Annotated in this window: 12 protein-coding genes; 5 read left to right on the forward strand and 7 right to left on the reverse strand. The window is 74.3% G+C overall.

Annotated features, from left to right (window positions below):
- Nucleotides 1-155: 155 nt before the first annotated feature.
- Nucleotides 156-1,262, forward strand: coding sequence for a non-hydrolyzing UDP-N-acetylglucosamine 2-epimerase (wecB, locus tag HWY08_RS11865; protein WP_255499657.1), 1,107 nt, complete (start codon nucleotides 156-158; stop codon nucleotides 1,260-1,262).
- A gap of 3 nt (nucleotides 1,263-1,265) precedes the next feature.
- Here the strand turns inward: wecB and HWY08_RS11870 are convergent, their stop codons facing one another.
- From HWY08_RS11870 to HWY08_RS11880, 3 genes are all read right to left on the reverse strand, one after another.
- Nucleotides 1,266-2,588, reverse strand: coding sequence for a nucleotide sugar dehydrogenase (locus HWY08_RS11870; RefSeq protein ID WP_176065383.1), 1,323 nt, complete (start codon nucleotides 2,586-2,588; stop codon nucleotides 1,266-1,268).
- A 13-nt stretch (nucleotides 2,589-2,601) separates the two neighbouring features.
- A complete protein-coding gene (locus HWY08_RS11875; RefSeq protein WP_176065384.1) occupies nucleotides 2,602-3,951 on the reverse strand; it encodes a right-handed parallel beta-helix repeat-containing protein in 1,350 nt (449 codons plus the stop codon).
- A gap of 127 nt (nucleotides 3,952-4,078) precedes the next feature.
- Nucleotides 4,079-5,677, reverse strand: coding sequence for a right-handed parallel beta-helix repeat-containing protein (locus tag HWY08_RS11880; RefSeq protein ID WP_176065385.1), 1,599 nt, complete (start codon nucleotides 5,675-5,677; stop codon nucleotides 4,079-4,081).
- 391 nt (nucleotides 5,678-6,068) lie between these two features.
- Between HWY08_RS11880 and HWY08_RS11885 the strand changes: the two genes are divergently transcribed.
- Nucleotides 6,069-6,869 carry a WecB/TagA/CpsF family glycosyltransferase gene (locus HWY08_RS11885; protein ID WP_176065386.1) on the forward strand — a complete coding sequence of 267 codons (801 nt, stop codon included), beginning with the start codon at nucleotides 6,069-6,071 and terminating at the stop codon, nucleotides 6,867-6,869.
- 59 nt (nucleotides 6,870-6,928) lie between these two features.
- Nucleotides 6,929-7,981, forward strand: coding sequence for a glycosyltransferase family 4 protein (locus HWY08_RS11890; protein WP_176065387.1), 1,053 nt, complete (start codon nucleotides 6,929-6,931; stop codon nucleotides 7,979-7,981).
- Here HWY08_RS11890 and HWY08_RS11895 read toward each other — a convergent pair.
- The 3 genes from HWY08_RS11895 to HWY08_RS11905 all read right to left on the reverse strand — a co-directional run bounded on the left by HWY08_RS11895 (nucleotide 7,947) and on the right by HWY08_RS11905 (nucleotide 10,678).
- Nucleotides 7,947-8,930, reverse strand: a complete 984-nt coding sequence (locus tag HWY08_RS11895; protein ID WP_176065388.1) for a glucosamine inositolphosphorylceramide transferase family protein — start codon at nucleotides 8,928-8,930, stop codon at nucleotides 7,947-7,949. The genes HWY08_RS11890 and HWY08_RS11895 overlap by 35 nt on opposite strands.
- A gap of 30 nt (nucleotides 8,931-8,960) precedes the next feature.
- Nucleotides 8,961-10,115 carry a polysaccharide biosynthesis/export family protein gene (locus HWY08_RS11900; RefSeq protein ID WP_235969591.1) on the reverse strand — a complete coding sequence of 385 codons (1,155 nt, stop codon included), beginning with the start codon at nucleotides 10,113-10,115 and terminating at the stop codon, nucleotides 8,961-8,963.
- A gap of 188 nt (nucleotides 10,116-10,303) precedes the next feature.
- On the reverse strand, nucleotides 10,304-10,678 hold the full coding sequence (locus HWY08_RS11905) for a hypothetical protein (RefSeq protein WP_176065389.1): 375 nt from the start codon (nucleotides 10,676-10,678) through the stop codon (nucleotides 10,304-10,306).
- Between the two features lie 91 nt (nucleotides 10,679-10,769).
- Between HWY08_RS11905 and HWY08_RS11910 the strand changes: the two genes are divergently transcribed.
- Nucleotides 10,770-11,840 carry an acyl-CoA thioesterase gene (locus tag HWY08_RS11910; protein ID WP_176065390.1) on the forward strand — a complete coding sequence of 357 codons (1,071 nt, stop codon included), beginning with the start codon at nucleotides 10,770-10,772 and terminating at the stop codon, nucleotides 11,838-11,840.
- 79 nt (nucleotides 11,841-11,919) lie between these two features.
- Nucleotides 11,920-12,315, forward strand: a complete 396-nt coding sequence (locus HWY08_RS11915) for a DoxX family membrane protein (RefSeq protein WP_176065391.1) — start codon at nucleotides 11,920-11,922, stop codon at nucleotides 12,313-12,315.
- Here HWY08_RS11915 and HWY08_RS11920 read toward each other — a convergent pair.
- A complete protein-coding gene (locus HWY08_RS11920) occupies nucleotides 12,312-13,577 on the reverse strand; it encodes a baeRF10 domain-containing protein (RefSeq protein WP_176065392.1) in 1,266 nt (421 codons plus the stop codon). The two genes, HWY08_RS11915 and HWY08_RS11920, sit on opposite strands and share 4 nt — an antisense overlap.
- Between the last annotated feature and the right edge of the window lie 44 nt (nucleotides 13,578-13,621).

Raw genomic sequence — 13,621 nt, forward strand, 5'->3', positions numbered from 1 at the left:
CGTCGGGGTGGAATCTAGGCGCAGGCGCTCGCCCGGACGAGTGGGGCACCCCATCGCGGGCTCGGGTGGGGCCGCCTCCACCCTCTCCACTGTGGGCGAAGGACGCCCCGCGGCGCCGGAGTGCTGACCCCGCCGCCGCGACTTAGACTCGGAGCGTGAGCGGACGAACGAAGATCCTCCACGTCGTCGGCGCCCGGCCCAACTTCATGAAGATCGCGCCGGTGATGCAGGCCGTCGCGAAGGCCGGCTTCGCCGAGCAGAAGCTCGTCCACACCGGCCAGCACTACGACGTGGCGATGTCCGACGTCTTCTTCACCGACCTCGGCATGCCGGTCCCGGACCTGCACCTCGCGGTGGGCTCGGGCTCGCACGCGGAGCAGACGGCGAAGGTGCTGGTCGCCTTCGAGCGCGTCTGCCTCGCGGAGCAGCCCGACCTGGTGGTGGTGGCGGGGGACGTGAACTCCACCCTCGCCTGCGCCCTCGACTGCGCGAAGCTCCGCATCCCCTGCGCGCACGTCGAGGCGGGGCTCCGCTCCTTCGACCTCGCCATGCCGGAGGAGGTGAACCGGATCGTCACCGACCGGCTGTGCGAGATCCTCCTCACGCCCTCGCCGGACGCGGACGAGAACCTCCGGCGCGAGGGGACCGACCCGGCCCGCGTCTTCCGGGTCGGCAACGTCATGATCGACACCCTCCGGGCGCACCTGCCGCTGGCGCGCGCCACCGGCTCGCCCGCCCGCCACGGCGTCCAGCCCGGCGCGTACGGCGTCCTCACGCTCCACCGGCCCTCCAACGTGGACGACCCGGCGGTGCTGGCCGGCCTGCTCGAGGCGGTGGGCGAGCTCCAGCGCCAGCTCCCCATCGTCTTCCCCGCCCACCCGCGCACCCGCCGGCGGCTGGAGGAGTCCGGGCTCGCCGCCCGGGCAGCCGCCATGGGCGGGCTGCACCTGTGCGAGCCGCTCGGCTACCTCGAGTTCCTCGGCCTCGTCGCCGGCGCGAAGCTCGTCCTCACCGACTCGGGCGGCTTGCAGGAGGAGACGACCGCGCTCGGCATCCCTTGCCTCACCCTGCGCGAGAACACCGAGCGGCCGGTCACGGTCTCCGAGGGGACGAACACGCTCGTCGGCGTCGACCCGCGCCGCATCGCCGCGGAGGCGCGCCTGGCCCTCTCCGGCCAGGGCAAGGCGGGCCGCGTCCCGGCGCTGTGGGACGGCCACGCCGCCGAGCGGATCGCGGAGGTGCTCCGGACCTGGAGGCGGTGACCTTCAGGCCTTCACCACCCGCGGGCCCTTCGCCCCGCCGTGGAAGAGCGCGGCGAGGGTGTTGCGGGTGTCCACGACCAGCGGGACGTCGCGGTACAGGGCGGCGTCCTTGAACTGGTCGTGCGCGGTGGAGATCACCAGCGCGTCGTGGCGGGCGAACGCCTCCGGCGTGACCGGGACCGACTCGAGCTCGAGGTCGTGCTTGCGGGTGCGGGGCGTCCTCGGGAAGAACGGGTCGCAGTAGGCGATCTGCGCGCCGGCCTCCTGGAGCAGCTCGAGGATCTCGTAGGACGGCGACTCGCGGTCGTCGTCGATGTTCGCCTTGTACGAGAGGCCCAGCACCAGCACCCGGGCGCCCTTGAGCGCCTGGCCGCGCTCGTTCAGGCCCTGCGTCACCTTGGCCACGACGTAGGCGGGCATGCGGGTGTTGATCTCGCCGGCCATCTCGATGAAGCGCGCCCACAGGCCGTGCTCGGCGGCCTTCCAGGAGAGGTAGAAGGGGTCGAGCGGGATGCAGTGCCCGCCCAGGCCCGGCCCCGGGTAGAACGGCATGAAGCCGAACGGCTTCGTCCGCGCCGCCTCGATCACCTCCCAGATGTCGATGCCCATCCGGTCGAAGATCACCTTGAGCTCGTTCACCAGCGCGATGTTCACCGATCGGAAGACGTTCTCGAGCAGCTTGGCCGACTCGGCCACGCGCGTGCTCGACACCGGCACCACCCGGTCCATGGCGGCGCCGTAGAGCGCCACCGCCGCCTCGGTGGAGGTCGGGTCGACGCCGCCCACCACCTTGGGGATGCTCTTGGTGGAGAAGTCCTTGCGGCCCGGGTCCTCGCGCTCGGGCGAGAAGGCGAGGAGGAACTCCTTCGAGCACTGGAGCCCGCTCTCCTCCAGGATCCCCTTCACCTCGGTGTCGGTCGTGCCGGGGTAGGTGGTGGACTCGAGCACGACGAGCTGGCCGTACCGGAGCCGCTTCGCGATCTCGCGCGCCGTGGAGTGGATGTACGAGTTGTCCGGCTCCCGGTGCGTCCCGAGCGGCGTTGGCACGCAGATGAGGACCGCGTCGCAGGCGCGGAGCCGGCTGAAGTCGGTGGTCGCCTCGTACCGGCCGCTCGCCACCGCGCCGCTCACGCGCTCCGGCCCGATGTGCTTGATGTACGACTCGCCGCGCGCGATCGCCTGGACCTTGGCCGGGTCGAGGTCGAAGCCGGTGACGCGGAACCCCGCCTCGGCGAAGAGGAGCGCCAGCGGCAGCCCCACGTAGCCCTGGCCGATCACCCCCACCCTGGCGGTCCGGTTCGCGATCTTCTCGAAGAGCTCTTGCATGGTCCGCGGGTCCTCAGGGTGAGCACACGTTGTTCGTGATGTTCGCGACGGGGTTCTTGCGCGTGTCCTGGACGAAGATCTGGTCCGAGCAGAGCGCGGTCCGGCCCTTCCAGCCCCGGGCGGCCGCGTTCCCGCGGAGCACGTTCCCCTCGAGCCGCGTCTCGAACGAGCCGGTCCAGCTGGGCAGGGGCTCCACCGCCTGGAGCGCGGGCTCGAAGGCCGCCGTCTCGACGTCGCTCGCGTAGCCCTCGTCGCCCAGGTAGATGCCGGAGATCCTCCACCCCGAGGCGACCGCGTTCCCCTGGATCGCGCTGTCCAGGATGGCGTCGCGCCAGGCGCCGGAGGCGAGCCAGAAGCCTCCGCCGCGCGGGTTGGAGTGGACCTTCATGTTCCGGAACACGTTGTGGCGGCCGGTGCCGGCGGTCACCGCGGGCGCGTCCTGCGCCGTGCACGCCGCGCCGCCGGCGCGCCCGGTCGAGCAGCCGTTCCCGTAGACCTCGACCCCGTCGAAGGTGTTGAACGAGGCCTCGCGCCCGTCCTCGCCGTTCCAGAGGTGGATGCCCGAGTCGCGGTTCGCGTGGTACCGCCCGCGCGCGACCGTGTTCTTCATGGAGCGGAGGTACAGCCCGTGGAGGTGCATGGCCACGCCCGGGGCGCCGTTGCCGTGCACGTCCAGGTCGAGGAACTCGTTGTAGTCGCCCGCGCCCCAGTAGATCCCGTGCGTGGGCGAGTTCAGGACCTCGAGCCCCTGCAGGCGGATGTGGTGCGGCCCGGTGGCCGGGGCGTCCCCGCCGTTCCAGGAAGGCTGCACCCAGATCGCGGCCGCGGAGGCCCCGGCGACGTCGCGCGCGTCGACGACCAGCTTCCCGCCCTCCGCCGGATCGGAGCCGAGGGTGACGTAGCGCGGGCAGCCGTCGGAGCAGCGCCCGTACTGGCACGGGCCGCTCATGGCGAGCGGGACGCCCTGGGTGTGGCAGCGGAACAGGATCACCGCGGCCGGGCGCGTGCGCTCGCCCCGGAGCGCGGGCCGGAGGATCGCCGTCTCGCGCGGGTAGGCGCGGATCGTGACGCGGTGCTGCTCGTCGGTCCCCCGCGGCCCGGCCGCCTCGGACCAGGTGAGGGAGCGCGCGTAGGTGCCGGCGCGCAGGCAGAGCACCTCGCCCGGGGCGAGCTTCCCGAGCCCGGTCGGGAGATCGCAGGGCGCCGCCGCCGAGCAGACGTCGCCGGCGCCGCGCGGGGCCGCCACGTGCGTGCAGGCCGCGGCCCCGGGCCCGCCCGCGCCGGGCGCTCCGCGGGCGCTCGCTGCGGGCGAGGATCCCAGCGCGAGGGCCAGGCACAGCGCGCGACCTCTGGACCTCGCCACGGGGGAGCCCCTCCGCAGCTTGGAGTAAGCATCCCGCCGCGCGCCCGGTAGACGTGGAGCGGCCCGGCGAGCTTCCCCGCCGGGCCGTTCCGAGGTGCTGCGCGCCTTGTCCCGCGGGGAGCGGACGTCAGTGCGCGGTGGTGTTCCCCGTGAGCGTGGTGCCCTGGGCCTGCGAGCCGGTCCGGATCTGGCCGGTCGCGTCGTTCCCGGCGCCGTTGCCGTAGACCACGTTGTTCGTCACGGTGCTGTTGCCGACGACCGCGCCGCGCGAGGCGCCGTGCAGGTCGGGGTCGAGCGGCTCGTAGTTGCCCGCGCAGCCCTGCCCGTTCCACCACACGTCCACGCCGACCTGCACCGCCGGGCCGGCGTTCGCGTAGATGGTGTTCCCGCTGACGACCGTCCCCCAGGCGCCGTCGTGCAGCGAGACGCCCGAGCCCGGGCCGTCGGCGGTGGTCTGGCTGTAGATCGTGCTGTTGAGGACCTTGTTGCGCGCCCCGCAGGAGAGGCCGATGGCCCAGTAGCCGTTGCCGGAGATGGTCACGTTCTCGAAGGTGTTGTCGCTCGCGTCACCGCAGTCCTCGCCGGTCCAGGTGTGCACCCCCTCGTCGTGGTTGTGGACGATGGAGCCGCCGCTGACCGTCCAGTGCTTGGCCTCGAGGTAGAGGCCGTGCGTGGCGTGCGCGGTGTTCACGAAGCCGTTGTCGTGGATGGAGCTGTTGAGGAACGTGGTGTAGTCGCCGACGCCGAAGACGCCCTGGTCCGGGCCGTTGCGCACCTCCACCGTGTCGAAGGTGAGGTGGTGCGGGCCGATGGCGGCGTCGCGGTTCACGCAGGCGCTGACGCCGGTGCCCATGAGGAAGACCACGTAGGAGCTGGTGTTGAGCCCGGCGCCGTCGAAGATCAGGTTGCGGAAGGTGAGCCACTGCGGGACCGAGGCGGAGCACCGGCCGGTGTAGCAGTTCGACGCGGGGTTCGTGTCGTAGCTGGCGGTCGCGCTCGAGCCGGGGTTGACGCCGAGCACGTACTGGCCGCCGCTCGGCTTCAGGATCACCGTCTCGCCCGGGTAGGCCTGCACCGTGATGGGCTGGCTGGCCGTGCCCCGGAGCCCCGGGTTCACGCCGATGGACTGGGCGTAGGTCCCGCCGCGCAGGCAGAGGACGGCGCCCGGGGTGAGGGCGTTCACCGCGCTCGACAGGTTGGCGCTCGTCGTGACGGTGGACGTGCACGCCGGGGCCGGGGTCGGCGTGGGCGTCGGGGTCGGAGTCGGAGTCGGAGTCGGAGTCGGGGTCGGGGTCGGGGTCGGCGTCGGCGTCGGCGTCGGCGTCGGGGTCGGGGTCGGGGTCGGCGTCGGCGCCGGGTCGGTCACCGTCACGGTGGCGGTGGCGCTCCGCGAGCTGGCGGCCTGGCTCGTGGCCACGACGTGGTAGGTGCCGGCGGCCGACGGGGCCGTGTAGAGGCCGGTCGAGCTCACCGCGCCGCCGGCGGCGCCCTCCTGCACCGTCCAGCTCACGGAGGTGTTGGTGGTCCCGGTCACGGTGGCGGTGAGCTGGGCCGCGCCGCCGGTGAGCACCGACGCCGTCGCGGGCGTCACCGTCACGGCGACGCCGCGCGCGCGCCGGAGCGCCGCGTCGGCCTCGTCGATCTGGGCGGTCCCGCTGGCACCGCCACATCCGAACTGCAGGGTCATGAACATCGCTACGAGGGCCAGCCACCTGCTCTTGCTCACTTGCTTCCTCCTGGGTGCCACTGACCCGGGTCGAGTTCGATGCGCCTCTGCGGGCCGCCCCAGCCGAGCGGTTCGGCGTTGCGGATGTCACTCGAATACAGGACACCCCGTGTGGGCGATCAAACGACTCCGGTACACCTCGAGCGAAGCAAGCAGGGTCATTGCGGACCCCCGTTGACGGAGAGGAAACGACCGGCGAGTGGGTGCGGGGCGAACCGGCGCGGCGGGTGGCCGAGGCGGTCGCCCGGGCCCTTCCCCCCAGCGCTAAGCGGGGCCTTGCTGGGCTTTTCCGAGGACCCCACGTTCCCGCTGCGATCGGCGCGGCGCGGGCGAGGGGCTCGCGCGCTCGCCGTCCCGGCCGCGGACTTCCCCGCGCGAGGTGCGAGGCGTCATGACGCCCGAGGCTCCCAGCAGCGTCCCGCAGCGGCTCGAGATCCTCGGCGTGCCGGTGGACGCCGTCGACATGGCGCGCGCCGTGGCCTTCGCGGACGAGGCGGTGCGCGCCGAGAGCCGCCCCCAGTCCATCCTGGCCGTGAACCCCGAGAAGGTGATGTCGCTCGCGAAGGACCCGTGGCTCGCGGAGTTCTTCCGCGGCGGCCGGCTGCTCATCCCCGACGGCATCGGGGTGGTCTGGGCCGCGAAGCTGCAGCACGCCTCGCTGGCGCGCGTCCCGGGCGCGGACCTCATGCAGGAGCTCTGCGCGCTGGCGGCGCGGCGCGGCTACGCCATCTACCTCTACGGCGCGAAGGAGGAGGTCAGCGCCGCCGCCGCCGCGCACCTCCAGGCGCGCCACCCGTCGCTGCGGATCGCGGGGCGGTCGAACGGCTACGTCCCCGCCGAGCGCATGGGCGAGCTCGTCGACGCCATCAACCGCTCCGGCGCCCGGATCCTGTTCGTCGCGCTCGGCAGCCCGCGGCAGGAGCGGTGGATCGCGGAGCACGCCTCGCGGCTCCAGGTGAGCGTGATCCAGGGGATCGGCGGGACGCTCGACACGCTCTCCGGCCACGTGAAGCGCGCCCCCGAGGCCTGGCAGCGGATGAACCTCGAGTGGCTGTACCGGCTGCTCTCCGACCCCCGCCGCATCCGGCGGCAGGCCGCCCTCCCCGTCTTCGCATGGCGCGTCCTCGTCCAGACCCTCGCCCACCGGGTGCCGGCCGGCGTCGGACCCGGCCCCACGGACACGCTGCATTGACGCCCGGGGGGAGCGGCGCGCAGCCCGCGGCCCCGGCGCCGCCCCGCCTGCGCGTCCTCATGGTCGGGCCCGACCCGAAGATGAAGGGCGGGATCGCCTCGGTCGCCGCGACCTACCTCGGCTCGGAGTACGCCCAGCGCGTGGCCTTGCGCTACCACGCGAGCACGGTCGAGGGCGGGAAGCTCCGGAAGGCGTGGAGGAGCGCCGGCGCGCTCCTCCGCTTCCCCGCCGCGGCGCGCGCGTTCCGGCCCGACGTGGTCCACCTCCACTACGCGTCGCGGCTCAGCTTCTACCGCAAGCTGGCGTACCTCCTCGTCGCGAAGGCGCTGCGGCTCCCGACCGTCGTCCACGGGCACTCCGGCACCTTCCCCGACTTCCGCGACGCGTCGGCCCTCAACGCTCGCTGCGTGAAGCTCTTCCTGGAGCGGGCGGACGCCTGCATCGCGCTCTCGTCCACCTGGCAGGCCGTGCTCGCGGGCTACGCGCCCGGCGCGCGCATCCACGTCGTCCCGAACCCGGTGGAGGCCCCGGAGCTCGAGGCGGCGGCCGGCGCGCCGGGCCCCGGGGGCGAGCAGGTCGTCCTCTGCCTGGGCCGCCTCGGGCAGGCGAAGGGCACCTACGATCTCCTCCGCGCCATCCCGCTCGTCCTGCAGTCGGCGCCAGCCGCGCGCTTCGTGCTGGCGGGCGACGGCGCGGTCGAGGAGGTGCGGCGCCGCGTGCGGGCCCTCGGGCTCGAGCGTGCGGTGGAGCTGCCGGGGTGGGTCGCGGGCGAGGCCAAGCTGCGCCAGCTCGCGCGCTGCGCCGTCTACGTGCTCCCCTCCTACCGCGAGGGCATGCCGGTCTCGATCCTCGAGGCCATGGCGGCGGGCAAGCCGGTCGTGGCCACCCCGGTCGGCGCCGTCCCGGAGCTCGTCGAGGAGGGCGTGAACGGCTACCTGGTGCCGGCGGGCGACGCGGCCGCGCTCGCCGCGCGCGTGGCCGCGCTGCTCCTGGACGCGCCGCTGCGCCGCGCCCAGGGCGAGCGCAACCGGGCCAAGGTCGCGGCGTCCTACTCCATGAGCGCCGTGGCCGGCCGGCTCATCGCGGTCTACGAGAGCGTGCGGCGCGCGTGAGCTCGAGCGCCTGGCGCCCGTGGTCGGCCGCCCAGACGGCGAGCTCCCGCGGGCGCCGCGCCCGCTCGCGCCAGCCGTCCACGCAGGCGATGAAGCCGCCCTCCTCGCGCGGGTGGACGTCGAGGTGGTGCATGCCGAGCGCGCGCCAGCCCTCGCCGCCCCCCGCCAGCAGGGGTCCGCCGGCGACCTCGCGCTCCTCGTACTCGCGCTCGGTCAGGCGGGTGATCTCGAGCGCGCGCACGGCGACGCCGTAGTCGAGCTCGCAGTCCTGCGCGAAGCGGACGAGCCGGTCCGGCGTCGCGAGCACCCGGCCGGCGGGCCGGGCGGTGCGCGGGTCGGCGGCGACGACCGGGCTCCTCGGGTGCTCGCGCCAGGGCCCGGTGAGCTCGCGGGCGTGGAACAGGCGCAGCGTGCCGCGCGCCGCGTCGGTCTCGGTGAACATCCACCAGCGCCCGTCCCGGTGGAAGACGGAGCTGTCGAGGAGCACCGGGCCCTCGAGGAGCACCGCCGCGAGCGTCCAGCGGGTCGGGAACGGGTCGGCCCGGTACAGCCGGACGCCGCCCGCCGCCGTGCTCTCGGGGATGAGGTAGTGCTCGCCCTCCCACGCGAAGACGTGCGGGTAGGACAGGTGAAAGGGCTCGGCGAGGACGATCCGCTGGTACGCCCAGCGGAGCCCATCCCGGCTGGTCGCGAGCCCGATCTCCCCCTTCTTCGACAGCGCCCCGCACGCCAGCACCTCGAAGAACATGTGCCAGGTGCCGTCCACCCGGATCATGAACGGGTCCGCGACGAAGGAGGCGTAGCGGTCGGTGACGCTCTCGCGCGTCAGGACCGGGTTCTCGAGCCCCGCGGGCGGCCCGAGCGCCAGCGGCGAGGGCCCGGTGTAGATCCCGATCGAGAAGACGGTGCTGAAGACGGGCTTCTTACACCACGGCCGGCGGCTTGGCACCCGCGAGACCCCCAGCTCCGCGCCCTGGCGCTACCTCGTGCGCTGGACGATGTCGTACGTCTGCCAGATGCCCTGGATGGTGGGCAGGATCTGCAGGATGACGCGGTTGAAGCGCGAGAGCTCGTAGGTCGAGACGAACACCACGTCGCGCGGCTGGAGCGGGAACTGGGCCGCGAGCAGGATGGCGTCGGGCGAGCTGGCGTCGAGGTGGTAGATCTGCGGCGCGTCGTAGCTGCCGCGGATGACGTAGATCTTGGCCGGGTTCGCGGCGGTGGGATCGAGCCAGTTGACGACGGTCCCGCTCGACGCGGCCGAGGACATCCCGACCGTGGTGCCGGTCGTGTCGGCCAGGGCCTCCGCCAGCGACATCCGGCCGCGCACCATGAGCCGCGACTGCGGCGCGCGCACCTCGCCGATGACGAACACCTTGTTCCGGCTGCGGTCCGGCACGTTCACCACGTCGCCGTCCTGCAGCAGCCAGTTCTGCGAGAGATCGCCCCGCTCGTAGAGCGCCTGGAGGTTGAGCTCGAAGGTGGTCCCGGCGCGCGACAGGGTCACCCGCGAGAAGTCGGACTCGGAGGTGAACCCCTTGGCGAGGGCGAGCGCGTCCTGGACGCGCAGGGGCACGTCGGTGACCGGGATGGTGGTGGGCGCCACCACCTCGCCCGTGACCTGCACCTTCTTGCCGCGGAAGGCCACCACGCGGACGTCGATCTGCGGCCGGGTGATGGCGTGGGCGATGCGGTCGGTGAGGAGCTGCCGCACCTCCTCGACCGTCTTGCCCGCGACCGCGACCGCCCCCACGTAGGGGTAGAACATGGTCCCGTCGGCGTGAACCTGGTTGCCGTTCTCCTCGGGCGAGCGGAACTGGCCGGTGGGCGCGGTCAGCTCCGGGTGGTCCCACACGATGACCTGGAGCACGTCGTAGGGGGCCACGCGATAGTGGTAGTGCGCCGCCTCCTCCGCGAGCGGGTCGGTGAGCGGCGCCGGGTGGACCGCGCCCTGCTCCGCCAGGCGCTTCACCAGGGCCTGGGTCACCGGCTCCACCTTGAACTGGGGGTCCTTGGTGGTCTCCTGGCCGCGGCGCACCGCCGCGTCCTCGTCGAGGCGCATGCCGGGCGCGAGCGCGCAGCCGGCGGCGGAGGCGAGCGCGAGGACCGCGAAGAGCCGGAGCGAGGTGTCCACGGGTGAACGGTCCACAGGGTCTCCACGGAGATATGCAGGCTGGTCCTGGACAGCAAGCGCTCGCTCGGAGGGGGCACGGGCGGGCGAGCGCCGCCGATGCTACCCCCGCGGCGCGCGGCCGCCCGCGTCACTGATGGTGCGCGTCGACTGCCGAGCCGGGGCGCGTCCCGCCGGACCCCCCGGCGGCCTCACCGCTGCTGGCGGCGGCGGTTGAGCCACTCCATCCGGTTGATCCGGCGCTGCTCGCGCATCTCGAGCATGGCGTCGCCGCGCTCGCCCTCGTCGGGCGACTGGAGCCGCTCCTGGTACTCCGGGGCGGCGACGGGCTCGGCCCGCACCGGCGCCGACACGGGCTGCTGGGCCACCGGGACGGGCGGGGCAGGCGGCGCGGGCGCCAGCGCGGCGGGGGCCGGCGGCTCGTAGGCGGGGAGCGGCGGCGCCGGCGGGGCGGCCGCCGGCGCGCGGGCCGGCGCCGCGGCTCCGCTCAGCGCGTAGACGGCCGCCATGGCGCCGGCGCCGAGGAGGACGATCGCGATCGCTGCCCACAGGAACGGCTTGCCCATGCCGCGATCCTATATCGCCCCGGGCCGCCCCACGCCGCCGCCCGGATCGACCGCGCGCCGCCGGGCCGTTACACTCCGGCCCGGGAGGCGCATGCGACCCCTCGAGACCACCCGGACCTTCGCGCTCCAGCTCTCCACCGACGCCGCGCTGCGCCGCCGGTTCATGGTGGTGGACGCGCCGCTGCAGGGGAACCTGCGCTTCGGGCTCCTGCTCGAGGTGCTCGACAAGCTGGCGGAGGAGACCGCGCTCCACTACGCGCAGCGGGCGCACCCCGAGGCGCGCGTCGTCACCGCCGCCGTCGACAACATTCTCGTCCGCCACCCGGCGGACGTGGCGCGCGACATCCAGTTCAGCGCCCGGCTCAACCACGTGGGCCGCAGCTCGATGGAGGTCGGCATCCGGGTGACGCAGCCCGGGGACCCGCCGGTGCACGTCGCCTCCTGCTACTTCACGATGGTGGCGCGGCTCGGCCACGGCGACGAGGCGAGCAGCGTCGCCTTGCCGCCGCTCGAGTACGTGGACGCGCTGGAGCGCCACCGGGAGGAGCGCGCGCTCGAGCGGCGCGAGGCGTACCGGCGCCACCTGGCCGCGGCCCAGCAGCCGCCGAGCCACGAGGAGTACGAGCTCCTGACGCGGCTGCGGCGCGAGCAGGAGCAGCCTGGGTTCGCGGGGCTCCTGGCCGGCCGGCTCGTCACCGAGGCCTGGGAGCGGATGTACCCCGAGCAGGAGAACGTGCCGCGCAAGATCTTCGGCGGGTACGTCATGCGGCACGCCTACGAGCTCGCCTCCATCTGCGCCGAGCTGGCCGCGACCGACCGGCCGGTGCTGGCGGCCGTGAACCGCGTCAACTTCCTCCAGCCGGTGCGCATCGGCGACTCGCTGCACTACACCAGCCGGGTCGTCTACGCCGCGGGCGACCTGCTCTCGGTCGAGACGAGCATCGCCCGCCGCAGCCGCGACCGCACCACGAGCGCGCTCTCCAACTCGTGCCTGTTCACGTTCGTGAACGTGGACGCCGAGATGCGGCCGCGGCCCATGCCCCCCGTCTACCCGACCACCTACGCCGAGGACGCGCGGCTCCTCGAGGCGCGGCGGCACTGCGCCGAGCTGGCGCGGTACGGGGGGCGGCACTTCGGGGCGGCGGCGGTCGAGCGCCCGTGACGCGCGGCCGCGCGCGGCAGCGGCGCGGCGCCGGCGAGGAGTTTGACCGCGGGGGGCGGCGGGGTATGACTAGGCCTGCATGACGTCGTTCCTCGCCGCGCTCGGCCCGCTCCTCGGCCGGCTCCTGCTCTCGGGCATCTTCTTCTACTCGGGCTTCCAGAAGTGGACCGCCACCGGGCGCGCCGCGTCGGCCATCGCCGGCCGCGGGCTGCCCTTCGCCACCGCCGGCGCGTACGCGGCGGGCGCGCTCGAGCTCGGCTGCGCCGCGCTGCTCGCGCTCGGGCTCAAGGCGCGCGCGGCGGCGCTGGTCCTCTTCGCCTACCTGGCGGCGGTGAGCTGGCTCTTCCACTGGCACCCGGCGCTGCGCGGGGATCACGCGCAGATGCTCCAGCTGCTCAAGAACGCCGGGATCGCCGGGGGGATGCTGCTCCTCGCGAGCCACGGCCCCGGCCGCGCCTCGCTCGACCGGGGCTAGGGAGGTCCGCCCGGCGGCGCGGGCGGCTCGCGGCCGGAGAGGCCGTTCGCCCGGCCCTGGCGGAGCAGCGCGGCCACCCCGTGGTAGGCGTGCAGCCGGTTCGTGTGCGCCACCACCTCCACCTCGCCGTCCTCGGCCAGCACCCGGCCCACCAGCTCCTCCGAGAGCGCCTCCACCAGCGCCAGGGGCCCCTGGCAGAACGAGCAGACCTCGTCGTGGGTGGTCCCGAGCGCCTCGCAGTTGCGGCACCGCCAGCCGGACCGCTCGAAGTCCTCCTCCACGATGAGCCGGTGCACGCGGCGCTGGTTCACCGCCGCCACCACGTCCTCGGGGCCGAGCACCGCCAGCCCGCCGCGCAGCGCCTCCCCGATGGCGTGCTCCACCTGCGCCGCCTCCTGGCCGCGCTCGTGGCCGACGATCTTCTCCACCACCTGCCCGAGCAGCGCCGCCTTGCCGTCGCCGCGCCAGCTCTCCTTGCCCGGCGGCCGCGGCAGGCGCGCCAGCACCTTCTCCTGCATGCGCGCCGGGAGCGCGCGCTCGAACGCCGCCACCTTCTCGCTCGTGCCGACCAGCACCAGGTTCGCGCGCGGGTCGCGCTCCCAGAGCTGCCGCAGGAGCTCCACCGCCTCCCGGCGGGCGCGGTCGGCCAGCTCCTCGACGTGGCGCTGGTTCTTGCGCTCGCGCTCGTAGAAGGCGCCCCCCGAGGCCCCGCGCGGCGACGGGCTCGCGCCGCCGCGGATCCGCCCGCCCTGGCCGTGTCGGCCCGGCACCGGGCGCTCCACGGTGGCCTCGTTCACGATGGCGCCCAGCGCCACCTCGTACAGCCGGGCGCCGCGGTCGTGCACGAACACCAGGATGCCGGGCTCCACGTCGTCGGCGAGCCGCGCCAGCTGCAGGAGGTGCGGCCGCGCGTCGGTGCACAGCTCGTCCACGAAGGGCCGCGGCACCGCGTGCACGCTCCACAGCCCGAGCGCCTCGCAGGCGAAGATCGCGAGGCCGCGGTCCGCGCCGCCGGGCTGGCCCACCCGCTCGCCGGCGGCCGCCGCGACGCGGCCGAGCGTTCGCCGCAGCGCTTCGAGCTGCGGGTGCGCCGCGTGCCGGTCGACCGTCCGCCGGAGGGACTCCTGCAGGAAGACGCGCGAGCGCTCGCGCTGCTTCTCGTCGGGCCAGCGGGTGTCGAGGTAGAGCGACACGATGGGCTCGCCGTCGCTCCGCAGCTCGCAGAGCTCCGCGAGCGCCTGCTGCACGTGGTGGTCGGCCATTCACCGGAACGGTGAGCACGGGGCGGCCCCGGGGGGAGTCACGC

Origin of the sequence: Anaeromyxobacter diazotrophicus, from assembly GCF_013340205.1 — a bacterium.
Lineage (GTDB): Bacteria > Myxococcota > Myxococcia > Myxococcales > Anaeromyxobacteraceae > Anaeromyxobacter_A > Anaeromyxobacter_A diazotrophicus.

Coding starts and splice junctions, on each gene's coding strand:
- HWY08_RS11910 (WP_176065390.1), top strand. CDS start 10,770: ATGCGACCCCTCGAGACCACCCGGACCTTCGCGCTCCAGCTCTCCACC.
- HWY08_RS11905 (WP_176065389.1), bottom strand. CDS start 10,678: ATGGGCAAGCCGTTCCTGTGGGCAGCGATCGCGATCGTCCTCCTCGGC.
- HWY08_RS11870 (WP_176065383.1), bottom strand. CDS start 2,588: ATGCAAGAGCTCTTCGAGAAGATCGCGAACCGGACCGCCAGGGTGGGG.
- HWY08_RS11890 (WP_176065387.1), top strand. CDS start 6,929: ATGGTCGGGCCCGACCCGAAGATGAAGGGCGGGATCGCCTCGGTCGCC.
- HWY08_RS11920 (WP_176065392.1), bottom strand. CDS start 13,577: ATGGCCGACCACCACGTGCAGCAGGCGCTCGCGGAGCTCTGCGAGCTG.
- HWY08_RS11885 (WP_176065386.1), top strand. CDS start 6,069: ATGACGCCCGAGGCTCCCAGCAGCGTCCCGCAGCGGCTCGAGATCCTC.
- HWY08_RS11915 (WP_176065391.1), top strand. CDS start 11,920: ATGACGTCGTTCCTCGCCGCGCTCGGCCCGCTCCTCGGCCGGCTCCTG.